Origin of the sequence: Streptomyces sp. PsTaAH-137, assembly GCF_003259365.1 — a bacterium.
Taxonomy (GTDB): Bacteria; Actinomycetota; Actinomycetes; order Streptomycetales; family Streptomycetaceae; genus Streptomyces.
The window spans coordinates 390,400-415,455 of sequence record NZ_QLLY01000001.1; the positions used below are offsets into that span (position 1 = coordinate 390,400).

Below are 25,056 nucleotides of genomic sequence, written 5' to 3' on the forward strand. Positions count from 1 at the left end.
GGCTCCCGGGGTAGGGGTGATGCAGGCCGGTACACCCGCCGACCGCGCATCGAGTCCGCCGGACCGTTCGAGAAGGAGCCGCCCATGCCCGCCGCCGAACCGACGTACACCACCAGCGCGCTCAGCACCGGCGACGGCGCCGCCGTGGCCACCTACACCTGGCTGCCCGCAGGCGGCAGGCCGCGCGCCTTCGTGCAGATCGCGCACGGAGCCGCCGAACACGGACTGCGCTACGACCGCTTCGCCCGCCACCTCACCGCCCACGGCTACGGCGTCATCGCCTCCGACCACCGCGGCCACGGCGCCACCGCCGCGACCACCGGCGGCTACGGCGTCACCGACGACGCGGACCCCGGCACCGTCGACGCCTGGGTGTCGATCGTCGAGGACCTGAAGGCCATCGGCGACCAGGCCAGGGCCCTGCACCCGGACGTCCCGTTCGTCCTCCTCGGCCACAGCCTCGGCTCGCTCCTCGCCCGCGACTACGCCCAGCGGTACGCCGACGACCTGGTGGGCCTGATCCTCTCCGGCACGTTCCGCTCCCTGCCCGGAGCCGACAACGAGGGCTCGATCGCGGACCTGGAGAGCCGGATCGAGCGCGACGGCCGTGCGGCCCCGTGCTCCTACGTCCCCGACCTCTTCACCGCCTTCAACGACCCCTACGAGCACCGCACCGGCTTCGAATGGCTCTCGCGCGACGAGGCCGAGGTCGACCAGTACGTCGCCGACGAGCGCTGCGGCTTCCCGTTCGCGACGGGCCTGTCCCTGGACTTCGTTCGCGCGGTGCGCCGCATCAACGACCCCGCGAACCTCGCCCGCATCCCCGCCGACCTGCCGATCCACATCGCCGTCGGCACCGAGGACCCCTGCAACCAGCGCATGACCCTCGTCCACGAACTCCTCGAGGACCTCCGCTACGTGGGCGTGGAGGACCTGACCTGGAAGGGCTACGAGGGCGCCCGCCACGAGATCCTCAACGAGACCAACCGCGCCGAGGTCCAGGAGGACCTGACCGCCTGGCTGGACAAACGCGTGCTCTGAGCCGTCGCCGACGGGCCGTTGTCAGTGGGCTTGACTACCGTTCCTTCCATGCCCGACGCCGAAGACGTACGCACCATCGCTCTGTCCCTGCCGGACACGACGGAGAAGATCGCCTGGAGCATGCCCACGTTCCGGGTGGCGGGCAAGATGTTCGCCACCATGCCCGAGGAGGAGACCTCGATCGCCGTGCGCTGTCCCAAGGTGGAGCGCGACGAGCTGGTGCGGGCGGAGCCGGACAAGTTCTGGGTCGCCGACCACGAGGCGTTCTCCGCCTGGGTGCGCGTCCGGCTCGCCGCGCTCGACGACACGGACGAACTGCGCGACATCCTCGCCGACTCCTGGCGCCAGGCCGCACCGACCCGACTCCTCGACTCCCACCCGGAATTGGGCGTGATCACCACGGACTGAAATCGGCTGGGGCGGGCGGGGGAGCGCGTGACATCATCCGCCCGTCGGGGGATCACGCGTGGGAGGAGCCGGAGCGGGGATGAGGGGCAAAAGAGTGCGCGGCCGCAAGGGCGGCCACGGCATCTGGTCACGGGACTTCGGGCTCTTCTTCACCGCGCGGGCCGTCGCCAAGCTGGGCGACACCATGCTGCCCGTGGCGCTCGCCGCCGGACTGCTCCAGTACGGGTACGGAGCGGGCGCCGTCGGCCTCGCCATGGCGGCGTCCGTCGCCTGCTTCGCCGGTCTCGTCATCTTCGGCGGGGTGATCGCGGACCGCTTCGACACCCGCCTCCTCATGATCGGCGCCGACGCCACCCGCCTGGTCACGCAGTCCCTGGCCGCCGTCATGTTTTTCACCGGCCATGTCGTGCTCTGGGAGATCTGCGTCATCGGCGCGGTCAACGGCACGGCGTCCGCGCTGTTCCAGCCCGGCGTCGCCAGCACCGTGCCCCGCCTCGCCGACGACGTCCAGGCGGCGAACGGCGCGATACGCGTGGCCGAGTCCGGCTCCCAGCTCGCCGGTCCGGCCGTGGCGGGCCTGCTCGTCGCGTTCGTCTCCCCGGGCCTGGTCTTCGCCGCCCACGCGGGCACGTACGCGCTGAGCGCCCTGTGCCTGCTGCTCCTGCGCCTCCCTCCGGCACCCCCGGACGACAGCCCCGCCCCCACGGGCACCACCTTCCGGACCGAACTGGTCGAGGGCTGGCGGGAGTTCCGCTCCCGCACCTGGCTCTGGGGCGTCATCGCCGTCTGGTGCGTGCTCATGATCGGCTCCTTCGGCCCGGCCGTCCCGCTCGTCGCCACCCAGGTCACGCAGGAGCACGGCCCGCGCGCCTACGGCCTGGTCAACTCCGCGCTCGGCGCGGGCACCGTCATCGGCGGACTGATAGCCCTGCGCCTGCGCCCGCGCCGGATGCTGCGGGCCGGTTCCCTCGCCCTGTTCTCCTTCGCCCTCTTCCCGGCGGTGGTCGGCGCGGGCCTGAGCGTCCCCGGGATGATGGCGGGCTGCGTCGTCGCCGGCGCGGGCATGTCCTTCTGGGGCGTGATGTGGGCGACCAGCGTCCAGACCCAGGTCCCGCGCGACGTCCTCAACCGCATCCACGCCTACGACGTCGCGGGCTCCCTCGCCATGCAGCCCGTGGGCCAGGCCCTCGCGGGCCCGGCGGCCGGCGCCTTCGGCACGCACCACGTCCTGCTCACGGGCGGCGCGGTCACCCTGGGCTGCGCGGTCGCCCTGCTCCTCATCCCGGCGGTCCGGGGCCTGGTACGCGCCGACGCGACCCCGGTACGTTCCCTGCCCGACGTTGCCGGGGCCGCGATCCCCGGCGCGGAGGTTCCACCACCGGCCGGAACCCGTCAGGCGCCCTAGACCGAAACCCCCGGAGAGTTCGCCCCGAGGAAGCCGCTGATGCGCTCCCGCAGTGTCGCCGCGTCGAGCCCGTGCGCGGCGACGTGCTCGTCCACCGACCCGTAGCGTCGCAGCTCACGCCGCCCCACCCCCAGGCCGAGCACCCGATGGGGCACGTCGGCGAGCGCGTCGTTCACGACACCCGTGGACGTGCCGGCCAGATAGGGCTCGACGAGCACGACATCGGCAGCCGCCGCCCCCACGGCCCGCCGCAGCCCGGCGGCGTCGAAGGGCCGTACGGTCGTCGCGTAGAGCACGCTCACGTCGAGCCCCTCGGTGGCGGCGAGCACCTGGTCGAGCAGCGGCCCGACGGCGACGACGACGCCCCGCCGTCCTTCCCGCACGGTCAGCAGGTGCTGCCCGTCGACGGGCAGGGCCTCCCGGTTGGCCTGCACGGAGAGCCGTACGTACACCCGCTCGTCATCCGCCCCGATCGCCTGCCGCAGCAGCGTCTCGGCCTCGTCGGGATGCCCCGGCACCTGCACGCTCCACCCGTCCAGCGTGTCGAGCAGCGCCACATCGCCCGGCGCCATGTGCGTGAAGCCCCCGCCCGACACGTCGTACGAGGCACCGGCGCTCACCAGCACCCCGCCCAGCCCCTGATGCCCGAAGTCCAGCTTCACCTGCTCGAACGGCCGCTCCACGAGAAAGCTCGCGAAGGTGTGCAGTACGGGCCGCATCCCGGCGAGCGCGAGCCCGGCACCGGCTCCGACGAGCAGCTGCTCCCTGATGCCCACGTTGATCACGCGGTCCGGATGGCGCCGCTGAGTCTCCAGGAACTGGGCCAGGCCGATCTCGGCGAGCACGACGGCGACGCGGGGATCCTCGTCGAGGATTCGGGAGACGACAGGGGCGAAACGATCACGCATGGTGTCCACGACAGGACGTCCGTTCAGGGGTTTTTCGGTGCTCAGAACTTCGGCTCGACCCGCGCGACGACGACGTGCGGTCGCCCGGGACTCGGGGCCGTGAACGCCTCGTACAGCGCTTCGTGATCACGCCCGTCGACGGAGACCGCGGACCAGCCGGCCACCTCGAACCGGGCGGCGATGCCCCCGGTGGTGCCGTACGTGGCGGAACCGTTGTCGATCACGACCGTCCGCAGCCCTTCGAGGCCTACGGCCCCGGCGAAGGCGATGGCCTCGTGATTGCTGCCCTCGTCGAGCTCGGCGTCCCCGACCAGCGTCCACACCACGGGCTCCGCGATCCCCTGGGCCCGCAGCCCGAGCGCGGCCCCCACGGCGATCGGCAGCCCGTGCCCCAGCGACCCGCTGCCGATCTCGGCACCCGGCACCAGCATCCGGTCGGGGTGCTGCCCGAGCGGCGAGGCGAACTCCCCGAACCCGCTCAGCCACTCCACGGGCAGGAACCCCTTCGCGGCGAGCACCGCGTAGTAGGCCATCGGCCCGTGCCCCTTGGAGAGCAGGAACCGGTCGCGCCCCGGATCGTCGACCGTCTCCGGCGTGACCCGCAGCACTCTGTCGTACAGCACCCACAGCACATCGAGGGTGGAGGTGGCCGATGGCCCGTGCTTCTCGTCCCCGGTCATCAGCCGCATGAGCCGAGGGAGGTCGGAGTACTGGTACGGGATGCGTCGCTCTGTCGTCGCTGTCATATCCAGCACCTTGCAACCTCAAGCGAACTTGAGGTCAACCCCTGATCCACGCCCCGCCCGCGAAAGGGATGCGCGACCACGGCCCCGAGTGCGGTATGGTTTCCGTGCGCGTTCGGCCCGGGGAAACCCCAGGTCAGCGAGTATCGGGACGTGGCGCAGCTTGGTAGCGCACTTGACTGGGGGTCAAGGGGTCGCAGGTTCAAATCCTGTCGTCCCGACTGGTTCGAACTTTTCGAACGTCGCAGATGAAGGGCCGTTTTCGAACGGCCCTTTTTCTGTTGCTCCCCTGCCCGAGGGGCATGTGAAGGCTCTGCGCCCACCCTGTGAAATCGATGTCAGAGCGGCCGCTTATGCTGCGCGAACGATTACGCGGGACCTGGGGAGGGCGCGGCATGTTCGGCAAGCTGTTCGGTAGGGGTGGGGACGAGGCGGCGGGGGATCCGTACGCCCTCGCGGCTCCGCGCAAGCGGTCCCACGGGGTGTACCGGCTGCGTGCGCTTGGTGACACGCGCGTCCTCGCGCTGGTGGAGGCGGCCGACGCGGGGGACTGGAGCGCGGTCAAGGAGGCACTCGCCCCGTTCGACCTCGGCCGTGATCACCTCGTCCTCGACGAACTGGCCGACCTCGACGGCGTGCAGGACTGGATCGGCCGGGCCGTCGAGGAGGACAAGGAGCACCGGGCGACCGCCCTGCTGATATCCGGTGCGCGGCATGTGAGTTGGGGCTGGGAGGCGCGGACCTCCGCCCGCGCCAAGGAGGTCTCGCAGGAGCAGTGGCGGACCTTCCACGAGCGGCTCCACATCGCCGAGGAGCAGCTGTTCGAGGCCGCCGAGTTGCGGCCCGACTGGGTCACGCCGTGGCGCCGGCTGCTCACCTCGGGCCGGGGCATGTCACTGGGCCCCGCCGTCAACGAGACCCGCCTGGACGCCGCGTTGCGCCGGGACCCGCTGGACCTGGAGACCCACATCGACTGGATCTCGTACCTCCAGCCGCGCTGGTCCGGCGAACCGGGCGAGGCGCTGGCGTTCGCCCGCCGGGCCTTCGCCCGTGCCCCGGAGGGCCACCGCCTCGGCTGCGTGATCCCCATGGCACACATCGAGGACTGGGTGGAGTCGAGCCGTCACGACTGCCTCGATTCCACGCGGATCCAGACCGAGTTGAGGGAAGCGGCCCAGCGCAGCATTCTGCACGCGGACTACGAGCGCCGCCCGGGCTGGCAGCACGACTTCAGCATCTTCGCCATGGCCCTCGCGCTGTCCGGCGAGGGCGTCGTCGGGACGCGTGTCTTCCACGAGCTGGGCGGGGCCTACACCTCGTGGCCCTGGACCTACATGTCGGACCCGGAGAAGGCGTACGCGCGCTTCCGGCGCCACGTCTGAGCCCGCCCCGCCCCGCCACCTGTCGCTCACTCACCCCGGACTGTCCGATGACTCTGCCCGACACCTCCGCCGACCGCACCTTCCAGGTCGACCTGCGCGGCCTCGTCGACCTGCTGTCCCACCACCTCTACTCCAGCCCCCGCGTCTATCTGCGCGAGCTGATGCAGAACGCGGTCGACGCGCTGACCGCCCGCCACACCCTCGAACCCGGCGCCCCCGCAGGGCAGTTCGGTATCCGCCTGTACGCCGACGGCGAAGTGGTGCGGATCGAGGACGACGGCGTCGGTCTCACCGAGGCCGACGTGCACACCTTCCTCGCCACGATCGGCCGCAGCAGCAAGCGCGCCGAGCGGATCGCCGAACAGCGCGCCGACTTCATCGGCCAGTTCGGCATCGGCCTGCTCTCGTGCTTCCTCGTCGCGGACGAGATCCACGTCGTCAGCCGCTCCGCCCGCACCCCCGACGCGCCCGCCGTGGAGTGGCGGGGCCGCGGCGACGGCTCGTACAGCGTCCGCACGCTGCCCGCGTCCGCCCGCCCCCGGCCCGGTACGACCGTCACGCTGACGCCCCGCGCCGACGCCACCGAGTGGACGCGGCCGACCCAGGTGCACGCCCTCGCCCGGCACTTCGGATCACTGCTGCGCCACCCGGTGACCTTCGACGACGGCGCGGCGAGCGGCGCCCCCGTGCCGGTCAACCCCGAACCCGCCCCCTGGACGCGCCCCCACCCCACACCGGGCGCCCGGGCCCGCGCACTCGCCGGATACGGCGAGGAGGTCTTCGGATTCACGCCGCTCGACACCATCGAGCTGGACCTGCCCGCCGTCGGGCTCAAGGGCATCGCCTGCATCCTGCCCGACGCCGTCCCCGCCGGACGGCGCCACGGGCACCGCGTGCACGTCAAGGGCATGCTGCTGTCCGAGCAGGCCGAGGAGATCCTGCCCGACTGGGCGTTCTTCGTCCGGTGCGTGGTCGACGCCGAGAGCCTGCGCCCGACGGCGTCCCGCGAGGCGCTGTACGAGGACGACACCCTCGCCGCCGTCCGCGACGCGCTCGCCGAGCGGCTGCGCGCCTGGATCGCCCGGGCCGCCGCCGGTGACCCGGACCTGCTCGCCCGCTTCCTCCAGGTCCACCACCTGGCGGTGAAGTCCCTCGCCGTGCACGACGACGAGATCCTGCGGATGCTGCTGCCCTGGCTGCCCTTCGAGACCACCGCCGGGCACGCCACCCTCGACGAGTTCGCCCGCACCCACCGCACGGTGCTCGTCACCTCCAGCGTGGAGGAGTTCCGCCAGGTCGCCGCCATCGCCTCGGCCGCCGGGCTCGGCGTCGTCAACGGCGGCTACGCCTACGACCGCGAACTCGTCCACCGGCTGCCCGAGATCCGCCCCGAGGTCACCGTGAGCGACCTCGACCCGGAGACCCTCACCGCCCACCTCGACCCCGTCGACCGCGAGACCGAACTGGCCGCCGCGGCCTACCTCGCCCGCGCCCGCGACGCCCTCGCCGTCTTCGACTGCGACGTCGCGCTGCGCACCTTCCAGCCGGCCTCCGCCCCGGCCCTGCTCGTCGACAGCCGCGAGGCCCGGCACGAGCGCACCCGCTCCCAGCTCGCCCGCGAGCAGGAGGGCGGCCTGTGGGGCGACATCCTCGGCGCCCTGCGGCAGGAGGCCCCGCGGGCCCAGCTGATCCTCAACCAGCTCAACCCCCTGGTCCGCACCGCCGTCACCATCGAGGAGCCCGAGCTGGCCCGTACCAGCGCCGAAGCCCTCTACGGGCAGGCCGCGATGCTCTCCCGGCGCCCCTTGCGGCCCGCCGAGTCGAGCCTCATCAACCGCTCCTTCCTCGACCTCCTCGCCCACGCCCTCCGCAAGGACAGCTAAGGACCGCCGACGATGCCGACCACCTCTCTTCCGCAGAACACCGACGAGCTCTACGAGGCGCTGAACGCCAACGACCAGCGCCCCTACGGCCGCACCCGCACCGTCACCGCCGAGGAACTCGTCGACGCCGCCGAGCAGTTCGACGACACGGCCGCCCTCGTGTGCGCGCTCCTCGAACTCCAGGAGGCGTACACCTACGGCTCCGAACCCCGTAAGTCGCCCGTCACGTTCGCGCGCATCCTCAATCTCTTCGACGAGCAGCCCGACGCCTTCGACGAGCGGCTGCGGCACATGCTCTTCTGGCGCTTCAAGTGGGTGGCGAACGCCCTGCTCGCCCTGCCCGAAGTGCCCCTGGCCAGCCTGCGCCAGTGGCTGGGCGAGATGCGCGACCGGTACACCGCCGCCGGCCTCGACCTCCAGCCGTACTACGGGCAGGCGTACCAGCTCGCCGCGCACCTCGGAGACGACACCTCCCTCGCCTACGAGCTGTGGGCCGGCCGCACCCGCAGCCGGCTCAGCGACTGCGAGGCCTGCGAGATCTGCCAGCGCGCGCGGTTCCACCTCGCGGCGGGCGACGACAAGCGCGCCCTGCGCATCTGGGAGCCCGTCCTGCAGGGCAAGGACTCCTGCCAGGAGGAGCCCGCCCGCTCCGTCTCGTACGCCCTGCTGCCGCTGCTGCGCACCGGGGACGCCGACCGGGCCCGCGAGCTGCACCTCGCCGGGTACCGGGCCTGCCGCCGCAACCCCTCGATGTCCGGCGAGGTCGGCCGCCACCTGGAGTTCTGCGCGCTGACCGGCAACGAGGCACGCGGCCTCGAACTGCTCGCCGAGAACCGGAACCTGTTCGAGGAGGTAGACTCGCCGCGCGACCAGCTCGACTTCCTCACCGGCGTCGAGGTCCTCCTCCACCGTGTCGTGTCCCTGGGCCGCGGCGAACTCCCCGCCTCCGGATACCCGGGACGCACCTGGACCGTGGCGGACCTGCACACCGAAGTGCGCGGCCGCGCCGACGACCTCGCCGCCCGCTTCGACGCGCGCAACGGCACCACGGCCCACGCCGACCGCCGCCGCGCGCGCCTGGAACGCGCCCCGCTCCTGGACGCGCTGGAACTGACCCTGCGCACGCGCAGCCTCGACGACGTGGCCGAGCCGCTCGCCCCGGCAGCCGCCCCCGCCGCCCGGGCCGTCACACCCGTACCCGATTCGCTGCCCGAACTCATCCTGCGAGCACGGGAGTTGGACGAGCAGGGGCACCCCGACGCAGACGCGTGCTGGGCACGCCTTCGCACGCTCGTCGCCGCCCGCGACTACGTCCACCCCGATGCCGAAGCGGTCGGCACGCTCGCCCACCTGCGCGCGGACCTGCTGAACGACGAGGCGGAGTGGGCCTGGAACAAGGACGAGTACGCCACTGCCGTCGAGCTGTACGAGGAGGCGGCGGGGCTCTACGAGGACGCCGGTCCGACCGACCGGGCGGTGCTCTGCCGCGCCGCCGCGGCCGTGGCCGGCGCCGAGCTCCGCCGGCAAGAGATGCGCCCCGGCGCAGGCGAGGACGAGGCCGCCGTCGTCGCGGCGGGAGCCGCGGCGCTGACCGACGCCCACGCGACCGTCGTGCGCCTCCAGGAAGAGGTCACCGGTCTGTCCCCGGTGCTGGAGGCCCGGCTGCTGCGGCTGCGGGCGACCTCGACCGGGCTCCGCCTCCAGGTGTCGCCCGACGCCGAGCACGCGGCGGCGGTCACGGCCGAGGTGGACCGGCTGCATGAGTTCGCCGTCCGGCACGACATCGCCACGCAGGTGTCCGGCGCCCTGATGCTCCGGGCCAGCACACACGCCATCACCGGTGGCCTGCCCGCCGCGCTCACCGCGACGGACGCCCTGCTGGACCTGCTGCGGGCGAAGGGCCCCGCCTGGCACCTGCCGCGCACCCTCGGGCTGCGCGGCCGCATACAGCTCGGCCTGCGGGACGCGGAGACCGCCCACGCGAACCTGGCCGAGGGCGTGCGGCTGGCCGCCGACTGGCCCGCCCGCGCGGTCGACCGCGGCCGCCTCCACAACGATCTGGCCGAAGCCTGCATGCACCTGGGCCGCCCCGAGGAAGCCCTGCGGAACCTGACGCGCGCGGCGGAGATCCAGCTGCGCGAGGACAGCCGGACCGACGGGTTCTGCTCGTACAGCAACGCCGCACAGCTCAGCCTCGACCTGGGCCGGATCGAGGACTGCATCGCCCTGCTGGACTCCGTCCTCGCCGAACCGGAGGTCAGATCAGGTGAGTTGGACGACCGGCTCACCGCCCAGCTGCGGCTGACCCGCGCCCGCGCGCTGTACGCGGGCGGCGACCTCAAGGCGGCCACGGCGGAGTTCGCCGCCCTCGCGGCCGAGTCGGCCGGCTGGGACGACGACCCGGGCAGCCACGCCATGATCGCCGCCGAGACGGCCATGCTCCTCGCCGAGTCCGGCGAGTTCGGCCCGGCGCGCGATGCCCTGGGCCAGGCGCTGGCCGCCCATGCCGAGGCGCCGAGCTACGAGAACGTCAGCAACAGCCTGCGCGAGGTCGCCCGGCTCCAGGCCGAACAGCAGGGTGCCGACGGCCTCGACGACGCCCTCGCGCTGCTGGCCGACGCGGCCCGGCTCGCCGAGGAGGCCCGCGCGGCCGGACACCGGGCGCACGGCCGCTCGTTGGACACCGCCCTGTCCTACGAACACGGACGGGTGCGCGCCTACGCCGGCGAGTACGAGGACTCCCTGACGGCCCTGGAGAAGACCCTCGGCCTGCTCGGCGAGCCGGGCCCGGAGGACGGACACATCGTCGAGTGGGCCGAGGCCGTCCGCCTCACGGGCGTCGTCGAGGGCATCTACCTGAAGCGCACCGAGCCCGCCCTCACCCGTCTCGACGCGGCGATCCGCCACCTCACGGCGCTGGACCGCCCCGACGAGCGGGCCCAACTGACCGAACTGGCGGCGCGCCTGCGCGACGAGTGACGTCCCGTGCGTACGGTCAGCTCCTCGGCTGGCCGTACGCGCGGTCCACGTGGAGGGTGACGAGGACCCGCCTGTCGCGGACCATCGCACGGCGGAAGTCGTCCCAGTCGTCGTGCTCGCCGTTGCGGTCGCGATAGAGGGCGATCAGGGCCTCGACGGTCGCGTCGTGCGGGTCCGCGGCGACAGGCGTCAGCTCCGCGGTGCCTTCGGCCACGGTCCACGCCCAGCGGTCCTGGCTGGTGACGTGGTAGCTGGCCCGCGGATCACGGCGGAGGTTCTTCGTCTTGGCCCGGTCCTCGGTGACGGAGACGCGGATGGTGCGGGCCGCGGGGTCGTAGACGTGCCACACGTTGGACAACTGCGGGCGGCCGTCGCGCTTGACGGTCACCAGGATGCCTTCCTTGATGTCGGCGGCGAGCTGGAGCAGTGCGTCTTCGGGTGCCTGAGGGTCGGTCATGCCCGGCCCAACGCCCCGACGGCGGCGTGGATTCCCTCGTTGCTCCATGTGCCGCGTGCCATCAGTCAGAGTGGGGCTCCGCCCGGGGTGGCATAGGGTCGTTTCCGTGATCACGCGATGGGGAGCTCTCGGGGGCGCGGTGGTGACCGTCGCGGCCGGTCTCGGCGTCCGGGCGTGGGCCCACGGGGCCTTCGCGAAGTACGCCGGGGACGCCCTGTACACCGTGCTGGTGTGCTGGGTCGTGGCCCTGGCCGCGCCGCGGCTGCGCGCCGGTGTCGTCGCCGGGGCCGGGCTGGCGTTCAGCTGGGCGGTGGAGTTCATGCAGATCGCGGGGATCCCGGCCCTGCTGCGACCGCTGCTCGGGGCGACGTTCAACCCGCCCGATCTGTTCTGGTACGTCGTGGGGGCGGGCCTCTATTGGTGCCTCGCCCTGGGCGTCAGCGGCCCGGAGGGTGGCTGGACGGCCCGGCGCCGCGTACCGCCCCGGAACGGTCCAGGGCGGAGCACGGCCGGCTGACCGGCTGTCGTCAGTGGGCGCGAGCCACCTGCGCGGCGAGCAGGTGTGAGTCGAGCAGGGTGCTGTCGGCGGTGCGATCCGCCCGGGCGTACCCGGCCAGCATGCGCTTGGTCATGATCAGGGCCTCCGGTGAGCGTCGGCCGAGCGGCCTGGTCCAGGCGGCGACGGCCCGGTCCAGTTCGTCGGCCGGGGTCACCTTGTGCAGCAGGGAGATCCGGTGCGCGGCCGCGGCGTCGAACGTGTCGCAGGTGAGCATGAGTTCGCGGATCCTGGCGGCCCCGCCCTCGGAGATCAGGCGGCCCATGGCACCGCCCCATGCCGGAGGCAGGCCGAGGCCCACCTCCGGCATGCGGAACCGGCAGGTGTCCGCGCCCGCGCGCAGGTCGCAGTACGAGGCCAGCGCGAGGCCGGCCCCGATGACCTTCCCGTGGAGCCGCGCGATGGTGATCGTGTGGGTGTTCTCCAGCGCCTGGCACAGGCGATGGGCCTTGTCCACGATGCGGCGCAGGGCCGCTCCGCTCGGGTCCTCCTCCATGGCCGCCCGGAACTCGACGCGGTCGGCTCCCAGGCAGAAGTCCTCACCCATCGAGGAGAGCACCAGGACGCGGACGTCGGGTCTCTCGTGGAGATCGTCCAGTACCGCGATGAGTTCGTCGACGACGGCGGCGCCCAATGTGGGGTCCTGCCCCTCGGGGGCGAGGCGGACATGGAGCACCGGGCCGTCCTGCTCGACGCGTATCGCCTTGGAGGAGGGCGCCGAGAGGAAACGATTCTGTTCAGTCGTGCGGGGGTCTGTCATGCGAAGGAGACGTCCAGGTTCAGCGGGCGCCGGAACGCCACTCGGGGCGCCCACGACGGAGGGCGGACCAGAGTGAGGCGCGGAAGGCGCTGGGTCAGATGGCGGAGCAGGGTCTGGGCCTCAAGCCGGGCCAGCGGGGCGCCGAGGCAGTAGTGGATGCCTCCGCTGAAGGCCAGATGGGCGGGTTTGCGCAGGGGGTCGAAGCGGTCGGGGTCGTGGTGGCGCGCCGGATCGCGGTGGGCCGCCGCCACCATGAGGTGCACCATCTGGTCCTTGCGGACGTCGATGCCCTCGAGCCGCATGTCGTGAGCGGCCACGCGGCTGATCACATGGGTGGGCGGGTCGTAGCGGAGCGTCTCCTCGACGAATGCCGGGACGAGATCCGGGCAGGAGGCGATCAGGTTCCAGCGTTCCGGCTGTTCGACGAGCCGGAGCACCGTCATCGTGAGGAGGGTCGAGGTGGTCTCCAGCGCCGCCAGCACGACGAACAGGGCCAGAAGATAGACCTGTTCGTCCGCCTCCGCTCGGTCCGGCTCCACGGCGTCCCATGCCTGGATCCACCGGGACACGGGGTCGTCGCCGGGCCCGGCCCGGCGGCTGCGGACCAGATCGACGAAGTAGGCGCGCAGTTCGGTGGTGGCCGCGTCCGACCTGGACAACTGGGTCGCGGAGGGCAGCAGTTCCTGGGTGAAGACCTGCTCGTGAGTGAGGTCGCGCAGCCGTGGCCAGTCGGCGGCGGGCAGACCGAGCCAGTGCCCGATGGTCGCGACGGGCAGCTCCTCGCTGACCAGGGTGGCGAAGTCGGCTTCGCCGTTTCGTAGTTGCCCGGCCAGGTTGTCGAGAAGCCGGTCGGTCAGCTGGTCGAGGGTCCGCCCCATGTCCTGGATGGTGGTGCGGTCGAATCCGCCGGCCGCCCGGCGTACTCGCGTGTGGTCGGGAGCGTTCAGCGCGGGCAGGGTCCTGCCCATCTCGCGGGAGGAGGGAGCGTTCCAGCGCGTTCCGGCTCCCTGGCGTTCTCGCCAACTCGCGTCCGGTTCCAGCCACTCGCGACTTCTCAGTATCTGGTCGCACAGATCGAAGCCGGTGACGAGGGAGCCGCCCCACGGGGCGGGAGAGACACCGCCCCGCGTCGCGAGTTCTGCGTAGAAGGGAAAGGGATCGGCCTGTCCCGCAGCGGTTCGCAGGCGAGAGAACAGTGAGACCGCGGCCCGGCGATCGTGCGGCCGGGTGGAGACAACTCCCATGGCGGAAGCTCCTTTCTGAGCGTCAGCCGCCATGAATACCCACATGATCGTTGAAGCATCCAATAACCCACGGTCCTCACAGGGTTACTTAGATCACTCGCCTCTCGTCCACGCCACGAAGCGGCTGAAAAGGCCCCCCTTGCGCTGCTGTTGCTGCCCCGAGGGAGCCGAGCCCGTACCGGCCCGCACGCCCTGCGCGCGGTACGCGTCCGAGGGAGCGGTCGCCGCGCCGACACCGGAGTGTGCCGACGGCTGACCGGCGTCGCCCAGGGCGAACGGAACGGCCCGCGAGGTGAATCGGACGGGAAGCGTCACCAGCGACCGGCTCCACGGCGAGGGCACCCAGGCCAGGGTCGAGAACGGCTGGCGCAGTTCGACGTCCGGCAGCCGCTTGAGCAGCGACTCGACGGCCGTCACCGCGATCATGAACGCCGGGTCCTTGGCGGGGCAGGCGTGCGGCCCGGCGCCGAAGCCCAAGTGGGCCTTCGCGCTGAGCTGTTCGCGGTGGACATGCAGCTTGGGGTCGGTGTTGGCCGCGGCGAAGGAGATCAGCACCGGGTCGTTGGCGCGAACGACCCGGTTGCCCAGCTCGACGTCGTGCGTCGGGTAGTGGGCCGCGTAGTTGGCGATCGGCGCGTAGTTCCACAGCGTGTGGGAGACGGCGCTCTCGACCGGCAGCCCGGCCTGCCACTCCTCGCCCAGGTACAGCGCGCTGCTGGTCCCGATGGTGGCCGCCAGGGGCGCCGTTCCGCCGGACAGCAGGGTCACGAGCTGGTGCAGCACCTCCTCGTCGCTCAGCTGGGCCGGGTGCTGCATCAGCCGCGTCGTCAGATCCGCGCCGGGGCTGCGGTGCTTGAGGGCGATCAGCTCGGCGAGCGCGCCGCCGAGGACCTCGTCGGCACCCGGCGTCCCCTCGAAGATGCCGCTGATCCCGGCGATCACCCGGTCGCCGAGCTCGGGCGGGCAGCCGAACAGCTGGCTGAAGACCAGCAGCGGCAGCGGCTGGGCGTAGGACGCCATCAGCTCGGCCTGGCCGCTGGGGTCGGCGCTGAAGCGGCCGATCAGGTAGTCGGCGGACTGCTGCGTCAGGCGGACGATCTGGCGTTCGTCGACCGTCGCGAGGCTCTCGGTGACGACCTGGCGCAGCCGGGCGTGCGCGGCGCCGTCACTGAACAGCGCGTTCGGGCGGTAGCCCATCATCGGCAGGGCCGGGCTGTCGGCCGGGACGCGGCCCTCGTTCAGCGCGTTCCAGCGCCGCGAGTCGCGCACGAAGGACGCCGGGTTCTGCAGGATGTACAGGGCCGCGTCGTAGCTGGTGACCAGCTCGACCTCGACGTCCGGCGCGATGTCCACCGGCGCGCTGGGCCCGGCCGCGCGCAGATGCGCGTAGTGACCGTCGGGGTCGGCCCCGAACGCGGATCCGTAGAGGTGGACGTTCTCGTGCGCGGGGCAGCCCGGCGGTATGTGCGAGGACTCTGTGGGCTGTTGCATTCCGTGCTCCTAGGGCCTGGCCGGCGGCGCGGGCCGCGCGTGGGTGGCGATCACTGGTCGGTGCGGATGAGCGGGGTCGGGTCGGTGCGGCCCGGTGGACGACGACGGAGGTGTCGCGGAGCGGAGACGCCGGGGGACGACGCCGCGAAGATGCGGTCCGGGCCCCGCTCCGCGACACGTTTTTTGCGGGGCCCTAGGCGAGCAGGGTCATCAGGTGCTCCACCAAGGTGATGAGCGCCTTCCCGGCGGACTCCTCGTCGCGGACGTCACAGCCCACGACCGGGGTGTCCGGGGACAGGTTCAGCGCCTCGTGCACCTCTTCGAGGGGGTAGTCGGCGGTGCCGTCGAACCGGTTGACACCGATCGCGTACGTCAGGCCGAACCGCTCCACGAGGTCGAGGACCGGGAACGACTCCTCCAGGCGCTCGGGGTCGACGAGGACGAGCGCGCCCAGCGCACCGCGGGACAGCTCCTCCCACATCTCCTTGAAGCGCTCCTGCCCGGGCGTGCCGAACAGATAGAGGACGAGGGACTCGCTGAGGCTGAGCCGGCCGAAGTCCATGGCCACGGTCGTGGTGGTCTTGTTCGGCACACCCGAGAGGTCGTCGAAGCCGACACTGGCCTCGGTGATCTCCTCCTCGGTCCGCAGCGGCTCGATCTCGGAGAGAGCGCCGATGCAGGTGGTCTTGCCGACCCCGAAGTGCCCCACTATGAGGATCTTCACCGCGTGCGAAACGTCTGGATCCAAGTACAAGTTACGCTCCGAATCGCTTCTTCCGCAGGCCGTCGAGGACGGCGCTGACCAGCTCCCTGTCGACCCTTTCGGCACTCGGTATGGGCTTCCTGACCAGGATCAGGCCGCCCTCCTCCAGCTGCGCCAGCAGGATGCGGACGATGCCCAGCGGCAGGTGGGTGTGCCCGGCCACCTCGGCCACGGACAGGAACCCGTTGGCCACCAGGTCGAGGACCGTACGCGCCTCGGGGGAGAGGGCGCGTGCCGTGGTCTCGGCTTCGCGGGCGGCCGTCACCAGAGCGGTGTGCGCGTACTGGTGATCCGGCGGCAGGGCGCGCCCGTTCGTGATGACGAAGAGCGGTACTAAGGGAGAGGTGAGTTCCAGTGCCTCGTCGGGATCCTCAGACATCGCCGATTCTCCCTCCGTGCGCCGACCGCGCTCCCAGTTCGGGCACCACCTGGTGCAGCCGGGTGGTGAACTCCTCGATGTCGCAGTCGTGTTCGGCGGACGCGGCCAGGAAGGCCCCTTCGCCCGCGGCGATCAGGAAGATCCAGCCGTGCGAGAACTCGATGACCGTCTGCCGCCACGTCGCGTCCTCGACGGCGCCCGCGAACTGGGCCGTCACCCTGCTGTACGCGTGGATGCCGGTCATCGCGGCGGAGATGGTGTCCGCCAGGTCGCGGGACATCGCGGAGGTCGCCCCGCGCGGCAGTCCGTCCCCGCCCAGCAGGACGGCGTGCCGGGCGCCGTGCACCTCCGCGACCGCCCGGTCCAGCTCGGGCAGCACGAACCCCGATCCGCCGGTGGCGCCGGGCCGGTCCGCCGCGCTGGAGCCGCCCGCCCCGGTCTCGTCCGTCGGGACGCGGGGCGGCGACGTGAGGTTGTTGCCCAGGCGGGCCACCAGCCGGTGCATACGGAAGGAGATCTGCTGCATGTCGACGTCGGGCTCGGCCGCGGCGGCGAGGTAGGCGCCCTGCCCGGCCCCGATCAGGAAGATCCAGCCGTGGTCGAACTCGATGACCGTCTGGCTCCACTCGCCGTCCTTCGCCGACCCGGCGAAGTGGGCGGTGGCCCGGCTGAGGGACTGCATGCCGGCCATGGCGGCCGAGATGGTGTCGACGTCCTTGGGGTCGAGACCCTCCGTCGAGCCGCGGGGAAGACCGTCGGCGGAGAGCAGGACTGCGTGCCGCGCCAGGGGCACGTTCTGCACGATGTCCTGGAGCATCCAGGACAGGTCTGGCGTCATTCGTCTTCAGACCCTTCGGCGGACGGGGTGTCGATCTTGCGGGCCGAGAGCGTGCCCCGCTGGAGGGCGCCGAGGCTGCGGCCCGAGGTGCGCGGGGAGCCCTCGGCGGCCGGGAACCCAGGACGGCGGGGCGACGCGTCCGGCACGCTCGCGATGGGGGACTGGCGCTCGCCCCGCTTCGGCAGGCCGTGCACCGTGCGCTTCGGCTCGGTACGCGGCTCGGGGCGGGCTTCCGCGAGCGGCGCGGGCTGCTCGGCGGGCGGCTGCTCCTGGGGAGCCGGGGTGCGGCGGATGCGGCTGACGGGTGCCTCCGCCCGCGGGGGCGTCTCCTCCATGGTCCACAGCTCCTCGGGCAGAAGCACGACGGCGCGGACACCGCCGTACCGGGAGACTCCGGTGACATCCACCTTGAAGCCGTACTGACGGGCGATCAGACCGATGACGGGGAAGCCGAACTTGGGCTGGGTCCCGAGCTGCGACAGCCGGGGGACGTCGTCACCGGAGAGCAGCGCGGTCGCGCGCTGCCGGTCCTCGTCGCTCATGCTGACGCCCGCGTCGTCGATGATGATGCAGAGGTTGTTCTGGATCCGCTGGAACGTCACCTCGATCGGCGCGTCCTGCTGCGAGAAGCTGGCAGCGTTGTCGAGGAGTTCGGCCACGGCGAGGGCGACGGGCGCGACCGCGGACGCCTTCAGCGCGAGACCGGTCTGCTGCATGATCGCGACGCGGCTGAAGTTGCGGATCTGGCCCTGGGCGCTGCGGACCACGTCGTAGACGCTGGCCGGCCTGTTGCGCCGGCCGAGGGGCGCGCCGCACATTACGGCGATGCCCTGGGCCTTGCGCGCCATCTGGGCGTTGGAGTGGTTCACGTCCAGGAGGTCACTGAGGACGGCGTGCCCTCCGTACCGCTGCTGCACGCCGTGCAGCAGGGTGGTCTGCTCGGCCGCGAGGCTCTGCAGGAAGCTGGCGGCGCCCTTGAGGACCGCCTTGGTGTTCTCCTCGGCGTCTTCCTTCGCGGCGAGGATGGCGCTCTCGCGCTCGGTCCAGATCCTCTGCAACTCGGCGGAGGAGCCGTGGAGTTGGCGTTCCAGAGCACTCAGCTGCTGACGCAGATCTGCTTCCGACCGCTGCTTCTTCGCCGCGAGCGCTCTACTGCGGATGGTGAGTGCCACAACGGCGGCGACGGATATCGCCGCTATCACAACCAGGCACCACACCAGTGCGTCTTGTGTCATGGAAACCTTTCTCGGCGCATGGCGACAGATGCACTTCGTCAGGGCCCGCGACACGGCCCAGAGCGTCACCCGATCGGCGATGCACACACGCGAGCACACTGCAAGGAGGCGCGCGGGACGAGTGGATCAAGATCGCGGATGCCGGGATGCTATCACCGTGATCCACCCTCAGATTCCGCTCCGATACGGGCCTTTGACGGGCGCGAAAGGGCAAGCTCACCGGTGCTGGGGCCGCTGCGGAGGCAGCCGGCCGCCGCTCCGCCCGAGGGTGCCACCTGGATCAATGCGGGGATTACGACGGCGCGTTGACAAAAGTCGACCGTGCCCGTTTGCGGCGGGATCCGGAGCCGCCCCGAGGGGGCCGGTGCGGCGGTGAATCCACGTATGACCCTTCAGTGGTCGTTTTCGGCCAGAGGGGTGGGGAAAGTTGGCCGAAATGCACACTCGGGGGTGTCCCTGCCCGGTCTTGGCCATGCACGCGACAGACGGTAATGTCGTGCCGTTATCGACGACGGTCGACGGAAGCCGGTGAGAGTCCGGCACGGTCGCGCCACTGTGAGCGCACGGTCCCCAGGGGGCCGGGCGTGAGTCAGACCCGTGACGGTCGTCATGTGCACCACCGAGACGGGACGCGAACTCCCGAAGGAGGCCCTGCCATGGCGCAGCATGTCGCTCAGCCGACCGCCACCACCCCTGTCGTACCGGCCAAGCTGCCGTTGAAGGCGATCGCCCCCTGGGCCGCGTTCTTCGGCATCCTGATGCTGGTCCTGCTGTACTTCGTCGGCGCCGAACAGGGCGCCACCTCCGTGTTCAGCGGAGCGGGTGTGCACGAGTGGGTGCACGACGCCCGTCACCTGCTCGGCTTCCCCTGCCACTGAGAAGGCGGAGGAACGTAGCACTCCCATGAATTCAACCACCGTACGCAATCTGCTCGTTCGGGGGATGCTCGCCGGTCTCGCGGCCGGCGTGCTCGCCCTCGTCATCTCCTACTGGCTCGGTGAGCCGCTGGTCGACAAGGCCATCGGCTTCGAGGAGGCCCACGCGGGCCACTCCCACGGCGACGAGGTCGAACTCGTCTCCCGCGGGCTCCAGTCCACGGCCGGACTCGCCACCGGCGTCCTCGTCTACGGCGTCGCCTTCGGCGGCATCGCCGCACTCGCCTACTGCTTCGCGCTCGGCAGGGTGGGCCGCTTCGGTCCCCGTGCGACCGCTCTGCTGCTGTCAGGCTGCGCGTTGCTGGCCGTGTACGTCGTCCCGTTCCTGAAGTACCCGGCCAATCCGCCCGCCGTCGGCAACGGCGACACCATCGGCAAGCGGACCACCCTGTACTTCCTGATGATGGTGCTCAGCGTCCTCCTCGCGGTCGCTGCCACCATCCTGGGCAAGCGGCTCGCGCCGCGTCTGGGCACCTGGTGGGCGACCGTCGTCGCCGTCCTCGCCTTCGTCGTGGTCGTCGGACTGGCCTTCCAGTTCCTGCCCGTGATCAACGAGGTGCCCGAGCACTTCCCGGCCGCAGTGCTCTGGCGCTTCCGGCTCTCGGCCCTCGCCATCCAGATCACGCTGTGGACCGGATTCGGGCTGCTCTTCGGCGAGTTGGCCGAACGGCTGCTCAACCCCAAGCCCGCCGCGGCCCGCCAGGCGGTCCCGGCAGCGCACTGAACCGGCCGGTCGGGCAACGAGACCGAGCCGGACGACGAGAGGGCCCGCGGAACCGTCCGCGGGCCCTCTCGCGGTTTACGGCCGACCCGGCGCGAGAGGCCGCCCGCAGCGCAGGTTCCAGCGGCCGCCGCGGCCGCTCAGCTCGGTCACCGTCAGCGGCGCCACGTCGCAGCGCCAGAAGGCCGAGAGAGGCGCGCCCAGAGCGTGCACCACGGCGGCCCGCGCCAGTTCGGGCTCCACGACACCGATGACGAGCCCGCCCTCCGGCACCGCCGTCTCCCCGTCGAGGGTGTCCAGCCACCGCGACACCCGCCCGCACACGTCGGCCACCGACTCCCCGCCCCCGGCCCGGAACTCCGGATCCCCGAGCCACCGGCCCACGTCCTGCGGCGAGGTCTCACCCACCTCGGCCAGAGTGCGGCCTCGCCAGCTCCCCGTGTCCGGAGCGGCCAGCGCCTCGTGCTCGACCGCAGGGCCGAGCCCCAGCAACTCGGCGGTCTCCCGGCAGCGCCGGCTCCCGGACACGACGGCGAGCGCGGGCACCGGCAGTGACGGGGCCGCGGCGCGGGCGGCCGCACGGCCGGCGGCGTCCAGCGCGGCGCCGTCGTCGAACCGGGCCTGCCGCAGCGAGGCGTTCAGGGCGGGCGAGACGAACCAGACACGGCGGGTCACGACACGTTCCTTCTTTCCGGAGGGCGTGGGATCGCCGGGCAACCTAGCATTCGCCCGCTTCCGGGGACGCGGCGATCCCGCCGCCCTGACCTGTACGGATTCCCGGAGCGGCGGCCCGGACCGCCGAGCCGCCGAGGCAGGGGCCCGCACGGGGCCCGCGCGCCGCGAACTGCGAGACTGTCGTCATGGGCACGCAGAACACGCAGGGCACGCAGAGCACCGGAGACCGCACGATCCTCGTCATCGGGATCGGCGCCGGTGACCCGGACCACCTCACCCTTCAGGCCGTGAAGGCGATCCGGCGCGCCGACGTCTTCTTCGTCGTCGGCAAGGGCGCCGACAAGTCCTCGCTCACGGACCTGCGCCACCGGATGCTGGAGGAGCACGCCGAGACCCCGTACCGGGTGGTGGAGGTCGAGGACCCGAGCCGCAACCGCCGCCCCATGGACCGTTCCGCATACACGTCCACCATCGAGGACTGGCGGGCCCGGCGCGGCGACCTCTTCGAGCGGCTGATGCTGGACGAGCTGGAGCCCGGGCAGACCGGGGCGTTCCTCGTGTGGGGCGACCCGTCGCTCTACGACAGCACCCTCGGGATCCTCGCCGACATCGAGACCCGCGGCCGGGTGTCCGCGACCGTCGAGGTGATCCCCGGCATCACCAGCGTGTCCACGCTCGCCGCGCGTCACCGCATCCCGCTCAACCAGGTCGGCCGCCCCGTGCACATCACCCCGGCCCGCCGCCTGCCCGAGGTCGGTCGGCACGACGACGGGGACATCGTCGTCATGCTCGACGGCGGCGAGTCGTTCACCCAGGTCGAGGGAGCGGGCCTGTGGATCTACTGGGGCGCCTACCTGGGCACCCCGGACGAGCTGCTGATCGCCGGGCCCCTGGACGAGGTCCGCGACCGCATCCGGCAGGTCCGGTCCGAGGCGCGGGAGCGGCACGGCTGGATCATGGACACCTATCTCCTGCGCACCGTCGACGGCCCGGCCGAGGAGCCGTCCGTGCCCGGCGCCGCCGCCCGCCTCTGACACGCACGAAGGCGGGCGCCGGAAAGCCTCCGGCGCCCGCCCCGATACGGCTGATCAGTCCACGGCCTGGCCGCACTTGGCCCGCAGTTCCGCGATGGCGTTCTCGAAGTCCGTGAGGGATTCGAAGGCGCGGTAGACGGAGGCGAACCGCATATAGGCCACCGGGTCCAGCTCGCTGAGCGGTTCGAGCACGGCGAGGCCCACGTCATGGGTGCTCAACTGGGCGCTGCCCGCGGCCCGCAGGTTCTCCTCGACCTGCTGGCCGAGCCTGTCGAGCATGTCCTCCGTGATGGGGCGGCCCTGACACGCCTTGCGGACACTGCTGACGATCTTCGTACGGCTGAACGGCTCGGTCACACCGCTGCGCTTGACCACGAGGAGCGAGTACGTCTCCAGCGTGGTGAAACGGCGCTGGCAGTGGGCGCACTGCCGGCGTCGGCGGATCGATGTGCCGTCGTCGGTCGACCGGCTGTCGATGACGCGGCTGTCGGGGAGCCTGCAGAAGGGGCAGTACACCGTTCGTGTCCTTTCGGATTGCCTCGGACGGTGGGGTGGTTGTCCGGTGTCCGGCCGACCGTGGAGCGACGCCCATCGTAACGTAACTGACCTGCAGCTTTTCCCGAACTCAACCAAGTTCGCCCGGAGTCGGGGCGGAGATCCCCTATCACCTGCATTTCCGGGAATGCGACATCGGCGCGCCGTCACGGAAATCGTCGGGAGTGAGGCCGGGCCGCCCTGTGACGGCGGCCCGGCACCTGTGGTCGATCAGGCCGAACCGAGCTCCCCGCGCACGGTCCGCGCGGCGGCCACCAGGTTCTCCAGGGAGGACCGGGTTTCGGGCCAGCCGCGCGTCTTCAGACCGCAGTCCGGGTTGACCCACAGCCGCTCGGCGGGGATGGCCTTCAGGCCCGTCCGCAGCAGTGCGGCGGCCTCGTCCGCGCTCGGGACGCGGGGCGAGTGGATGTCGTAGACCCCCGGACCGGCCTCGCGCGGGTAGCCGTGCCCGGCCAGCTCGCGGGCCACCTGCATGTGCGAGCGGGCCGCCTCCAGGCTGATCACGTCGGCGTCGAGGTCGTCGATGGCCTGCACGATGTCACCGAACTCGGCGTAGCACATGTGCGTGTGGATCTGGGTGTCCGGCCGCACGCCCGCCGTGGTGAGCCGGAACGCCTCGGTCGCCCAGTCCAGATAGGCGGCGTGGTCGGCGGCGCGCAGCGGCAGGGTCTCGCGCAGCGCGGGTTCGTCGACCTGGATGACCGAAGTGCCGTTCGCCTCCAGGTCGTTCACCTCGTCGCGCAGGGCGAGGGCGACCTGGCGCGCGGTGTCGCCGAGCGGCTGGTCGTCGCGGACGAACGACCAGGCGAGCATGGTGACGGGCCCGGTCAGCATGCCCTTGACGGGGCGGTCGGACAGGGATTGGGCGTACGAGGTCCAGCGCACCGTCATCGGTTCGGGGCGGGAGATGTCCCCGGCCAGGACCGGCGGGCGGACGTAGCGGGTGCCGTAGGACTGGACCCAGCCGTGGTGGGTGGCGAGGTAGCCGGTGAGCTGCTCGGCGAAGTACTGGACCATGTCGTTGCGTTCGGGTTCGCCGTGCACCAGGACGTCGAGCCCGGTCTTCTCCTGGAAGGCGATGACGTCCCGGATCTCGTGCCTGACGCGCTCCTCGTAGCCCGCGGTGTCGATCCGCCCGGCCCTCAAGTCGGCCCGTGCGGTGCGCAGTTCGGCCGTCTGCGGGAACGAGCCGATGGTGGTGGTCGGCAGCAGCGGCAGCCCCAGATGCGCGCGCTGGGCCGCGGACCGTGCCGCGTACGGCTGGGAGCGCCGGGCGTCCGCGTCGGTGACGGCGGCGGCGCGGGCCCGCACCGCGGGATCGCGGGTGAGGGGCGAGGTGGCCCGGGAGGAGAGCGCCGCGCGGTTCACCGCGAGTTCGGCGGTGATCGTGTCGGTGCCGTGGGCGAGCCCCTTGGCGAGGGTGGCGATCTCCGATGTCTTCTGCCGGGCGAAGGCGAGCCAGCGCAGGATCTGCGGATCGATGTCGCGCTCCAGGGCGGCGTCCAGGGGGACGTGCAGCAGGGAGCAGGAGGCGGCGACGTCGACCCGGTCGGCCAGGCCCAGCAGCGTGCCGAGCGTGGCGAGGGACTTCTCCAGGTCGTTGACCCAGATGTTGCGGCCGTTGACGACGCCCGCGACCAGCCGCTTGCCGGGCATTCCGCCGACGGCCGCAAGGGCGTCGAGGTGGGCGGCGGCCGCGTCGGTGAAGTCCAGGGCGAGCCCGTCGACGGGTGCCTTGGCGAGCACCGGCAACGCGTCTCCGAGGCGGCCGAAGTAGGACGCGACGAGGAGCTTGGGCCGGTCGGCCGGGGCGCCGAGGTCGCGGTAGGCGCGGGCGGCGGCGTTCAGCTCGGCCGGCGTGCGGTCCTGGACGAGGGCGGGCTCGTCGAGCTGCACCCACTCGGCGCCCGCCGCGCGCAAATCGGCGAGGACCTCCGCGTACACGGGCAGCAGCCGGTCGAGGAGGGTGAGCGGGTCGAAATCGGCGGCGACGCCCGGCGCGGGCTTGGACAGCAGGAGGTAGGTCACCGGCCCGACGAGGACGGGCCGGGCGGCCGGCCCGAGATCGAGGGCTTCCCTCAGCTCCGCGACCTGCTTGGTGGAGTCGGCGGTGAAGACCGTGTCCGGGCCCAGCTCGGGGACCAGGTAGTGGTAGTTCGTGTCGAACCACTTGGTCATCTCCAGCGGCGCCACGTCCTGGGTGCCGCGGGCCATCGCGAAGTAGCCGTCCAGGGCGTCGGCGTCCACCGCGGCCCGGTGGCGCTCGGGGATCGCGCCGACCATCACGGTGGTGTCCAGCACGTGGTCGTAGTACGAGAAGTCGCCGGTGGGGACCTCGGTGATCCCGGCGTCGGCCAGTTCCCGCCAGTTGGCGCGGCGCAGGCCGGCGGCGGTGGCCCGGAGGGCGTCAGCGGTGACGCGGCCCTTCCAGTACCCCTCGATCGCCTTCTTCAGTTCGCGGTTGCGGCCCTGACGGGGGTAGCCGTACACGGTGGCCCGTGCTGCGGTCCTGGTGGTCACGGAGATCTCCTTCGAGAGACGTATCCCTGGGATTCCGGGGACCCGTACGGCACGAAGGAGTGACACGAACGGCGGGCCGAGCCCGCGCGGAGAAGGCGCGGTCGTCCGCTGCTGTGTACGCCGACCCGCCCACGAGGTCACCGG

23 protein-coding genes, 1 tRNA gene and 1 riboswitch are annotated in these 25,056 nt (G+C 71.9%); of the genes, 11 read left to right on the plus strand and 13 right to left on the minus strand.

Annotated features, from left to right (window positions below; genetic code table 11):
• Nucleotides 1–84: 84 nt before the first annotated feature.
• The 3 genes from K377_RS01615 to K377_RS01625 all read left to right on the plus strand — a co-directional run bounded on the left by K377_RS01615 (nt 85) and on the right by K377_RS01625 (nt 2,854).
• Entirely contained in the window at nt 85–1,041 is a 957-nt protein-coding gene (locus K377_RS01615) for an alpha/beta fold hydrolase (protein WP_111661233.1), read from the plus strand.
• Nucleotides 1,042–1,089: 48 nt separating this feature from the next.
• Nucleotides 1,090–1,449, plus strand: a complete 360-nt coding sequence (locus tag K377_RS01620; RefSeq protein WP_161195159.1) for an MmcQ/YjbR family DNA-binding protein — start codon at nt 1,090–1,092, stop codon at nt 1,447–1,449.
• A gap of 79 nt (nt 1,450–1,528) precedes the next feature.
• Nucleotides 1,529–2,854, plus strand: a complete 1,326-nt coding sequence (locus K377_RS01625; protein ID WP_237551863.1) for an MFS transporter — start codon at nt 1,529–1,531, stop codon at nt 2,852–2,854.
• Here K377_RS01625 and K377_RS01630 read toward each other — a convergent pair.
• Both K377_RS01630 and K377_RS01635 read right to left on the minus strand, forming a co-directional pair.
• Nucleotides 2,851–3,771 carry a transketolase family protein gene (locus K377_RS01630; RefSeq protein WP_111661235.1) on the minus strand — a complete coding sequence of 307 codons (921 nt, stop codon included), beginning with the start codon at nt 3,769–3,771 and terminating at the stop codon, nt 2,851–2,853. The genes K377_RS01625 and K377_RS01630 overlap by 4 nt on opposite strands.
• Before the next feature lie 32 nt (nt 3,772–3,803).
• Nucleotides 3,804–4,508: a thiamine pyrophosphate-dependent enzyme gene (locus K377_RS01635; RefSeq protein WP_111661236.1), complete on the minus strand. Its 705-nt coding sequence runs from the start codon at nt 4,506–4,508 to the stop codon at nt 3,804–3,806.
• Nucleotides 4,509–4,652: 144 nt separating this feature from the next.
• On the opposite strand from K377_RS01635, the gene K377_RS01640 reads away from it, so the two are divergent.
• The 4 genes from K377_RS01640 to K377_RS01655 all read left to right on the plus strand — a co-directional run bounded on the left by K377_RS01640 (nt 4,653) and on the right by K377_RS01655 (nt 10,749).
• Nucleotides 4,653–4,726, plus strand: a tRNA-Pro gene (locus tag K377_RS01640).
• A gap of 174 nt (nt 4,727–4,900) precedes the next feature.
• Entirely contained in the window at nt 4,901–5,887 is a 987-nt protein-coding gene (locus K377_RS01645) for a hypothetical protein (protein WP_111661237.1), read from the plus strand.
• Nucleotides 5,888–5,934: 47 nt separating this feature from the next.
• Nucleotides 5,935–7,770 carry an HSP90 family protein gene (locus K377_RS01650; RefSeq protein WP_111661238.1) on the plus strand — a complete coding sequence of 612 codons (1,836 nt, stop codon included), beginning with the start codon at nt 5,935–5,937 and terminating at the stop codon, nt 7,768–7,770.
• 12 nt (nt 7,771–7,782) lie between these two features.
• The gene (locus K377_RS01655; RefSeq protein WP_111661239.1) at nt 7,783–10,749 is read left to right on the plus strand and encodes a hypothetical protein; all 2,967 of its coding nucleotides are present in this window, start codon (nt 7,783–7,785) and stop codon (nt 10,747–10,749) included.
• A 16-nt stretch (nt 10,750–10,765) separates the two neighbouring features.
• Here the strand turns inward: K377_RS01655 and K377_RS01660 are convergent, their stop codons facing one another.
• Nucleotides 10,766–11,206, minus strand: coding sequence for a PPOX class F420-dependent oxidoreductase (locus tag K377_RS01660; protein ID WP_111661240.1), 441 nt, complete (start codon nt 11,204–11,206; stop codon nt 10,766–10,768).
• 106 nt (nt 11,207–11,312) lie between these two features.
• On the opposite strand from K377_RS01660, the gene K377_RS01665 reads away from it, so the two are divergent.
• Nucleotides 11,313–11,723: a DUF2809 domain-containing protein gene (locus tag K377_RS01665; protein ID WP_309252205.1), complete on the plus strand. Its 411-nt coding sequence runs from the start codon at nt 11,313–11,315 to the stop codon at nt 11,721–11,723.
• A gap of 10 nt (nt 11,724–11,733) precedes the next feature.
• On the opposite strand, the gene K377_RS01670 is transcribed toward K377_RS01665, so the two are convergent.
• The 7 genes from K377_RS01670 to K377_RS01700 all read right to left on the minus strand — a co-directional run bounded on the left by K377_RS01670 (nt 11,734) and on the right by K377_RS01700 (nt 18,472).
• A complete protein-coding gene (locus K377_RS01670) occupies nt 11,734–12,522 on the minus strand; it encodes an enoyl-CoA hydratase/isomerase family protein (protein WP_111661242.1) in 789 nt (262 codons plus the stop codon).
• Nucleotides 12,519–13,766: a cytochrome P450 gene (locus tag K377_RS01675; protein ID WP_111661243.1), complete on the minus strand. Its 1,248-nt coding sequence runs from the start codon at nt 13,764–13,766 to the stop codon at nt 12,519–12,521. The genes K377_RS01670 and K377_RS01675 overlap by 4 nt, the downstream gene beginning before the upstream one ends.
• Nucleotides 13,767–13,859: 93 nt before the next feature.
• Nucleotides 13,860–15,257 (minus strand): cytochrome P450, encoded by a 1,398-nt coding sequence (locus K377_RS01680; protein ID WP_111661244.1) that lies wholly within the window; start codon nt 15,255–15,257, stop codon nt 13,860–13,862.
• 193 nt (nt 15,258–15,450) lie between these two features.
• Nucleotides 15,451–16,011 (minus strand): ATP/GTP-binding protein, encoded by a 561-nt coding sequence (locus tag K377_RS01685; protein ID WP_111661245.1) that lies wholly within the window; start codon nt 16,009–16,011, stop codon nt 15,451–15,453.
• Nucleotide 16,012: 1 nt separating this feature from the next.
• Entirely contained in the window at nt 16,013–16,399 is a 387-nt protein-coding gene (locus K377_RS01690; RefSeq protein ID WP_111661246.1) for a DUF742 domain-containing protein, read from the minus strand.
• Entirely contained in the window at nt 16,392–17,237 is an 846-nt protein-coding gene (locus K377_RS01695; RefSeq protein ID WP_181512454.1) for a roadblock/LC7 domain-containing protein, read from the minus strand. The genes K377_RS01690 and K377_RS01695 overlap by 8 nt, the downstream gene beginning before the upstream one ends.
• Nucleotides 17,234–18,472 (minus strand): ATP-binding protein, encoded by a 1,239-nt coding sequence (locus tag K377_RS01700; RefSeq protein ID WP_202455718.1) that lies wholly within the window; start codon nt 18,470–18,472, stop codon nt 17,234–17,236. The genes K377_RS01695 and K377_RS01700 overlap by 4 nt, the downstream gene beginning before the upstream one ends.
• Before the next feature lie 477 nt (nt 18,473–18,949).
• Nucleotides 18,950–19,090: riboswitch (cobalamin riboswitch) on the plus strand.
• 38 nt (nt 19,091–19,128) lie between these two features.
• Here K377_RS01700 and K377_RS01705 point away from each other — a divergent pair.
• Entirely contained in the window at nt 19,129–19,350 is a 222-nt protein-coding gene (locus tag K377_RS01705; RefSeq protein WP_111661249.1) for a CbtB-domain containing protein, read from the plus strand.
• A 25-nt stretch (nt 19,351–19,375) separates the two neighbouring features.
• On the plus strand, nt 19,376–20,131 hold the full coding sequence (locus K377_RS01710) for a CbtA family protein (RefSeq protein WP_111661250.1): 756 nt from the start codon (nt 19,376–19,378) through the stop codon (nt 20,129–20,131).
• Nucleotides 20,132–20,206: 75 nt separating this feature from the next.
• On the opposite strand, the gene K377_RS01715 is transcribed toward K377_RS01710, so the two are convergent.
• The gene (locus tag K377_RS01715) at nt 20,207–20,803 is read right to left on the minus strand and encodes a histidine phosphatase family protein (protein ID WP_111661251.1); all 597 of its coding nucleotides are present in this window, start codon (nt 20,801–20,803) and stop codon (nt 20,207–20,209) included.
• Nucleotides 20,804–20,988: 185 nt separating this feature from the next.
• On the opposite strand from K377_RS01715, the gene cobF reads away from it, so the two are divergent.
• Nucleotides 20,989–21,837, plus strand: coding sequence for a precorrin-6A synthase (deacetylating) (gene cobF, locus K377_RS01720; protein WP_111661252.1), 849 nt, complete (start codon nt 20,989–20,991; stop codon nt 21,835–21,837).
• A 54-nt stretch (nt 21,838–21,891) separates the two neighbouring features.
• Here the strand turns inward: cobF and nrdR are convergent, their stop codons facing one another.
• Together nrdR and metE are read right to left on the minus strand one after the other, a co-directional pair.
• Nucleotides 21,892–22,353, minus strand: coding sequence for a transcriptional regulator NrdR (gene nrdR / locus K377_RS01725; RefSeq protein ID WP_111661253.1), 462 nt, complete (start codon nt 22,351–22,353; stop codon nt 21,892–21,894).
• A 249-nt stretch (nt 22,354–22,602) separates the two neighbouring features.
• A complete protein-coding gene (gene metE / locus K377_RS01730) occupies nt 22,603–24,912 on the minus strand; it encodes a 5-methyltetrahydropteroyltriglutamate--homocysteine S-methyltransferase (protein ID WP_181512455.1) in 2,310 nt (769 codons plus the stop codon).
• Between the last annotated feature and the right edge of the window lie 144 nt (nt 24,913–25,056).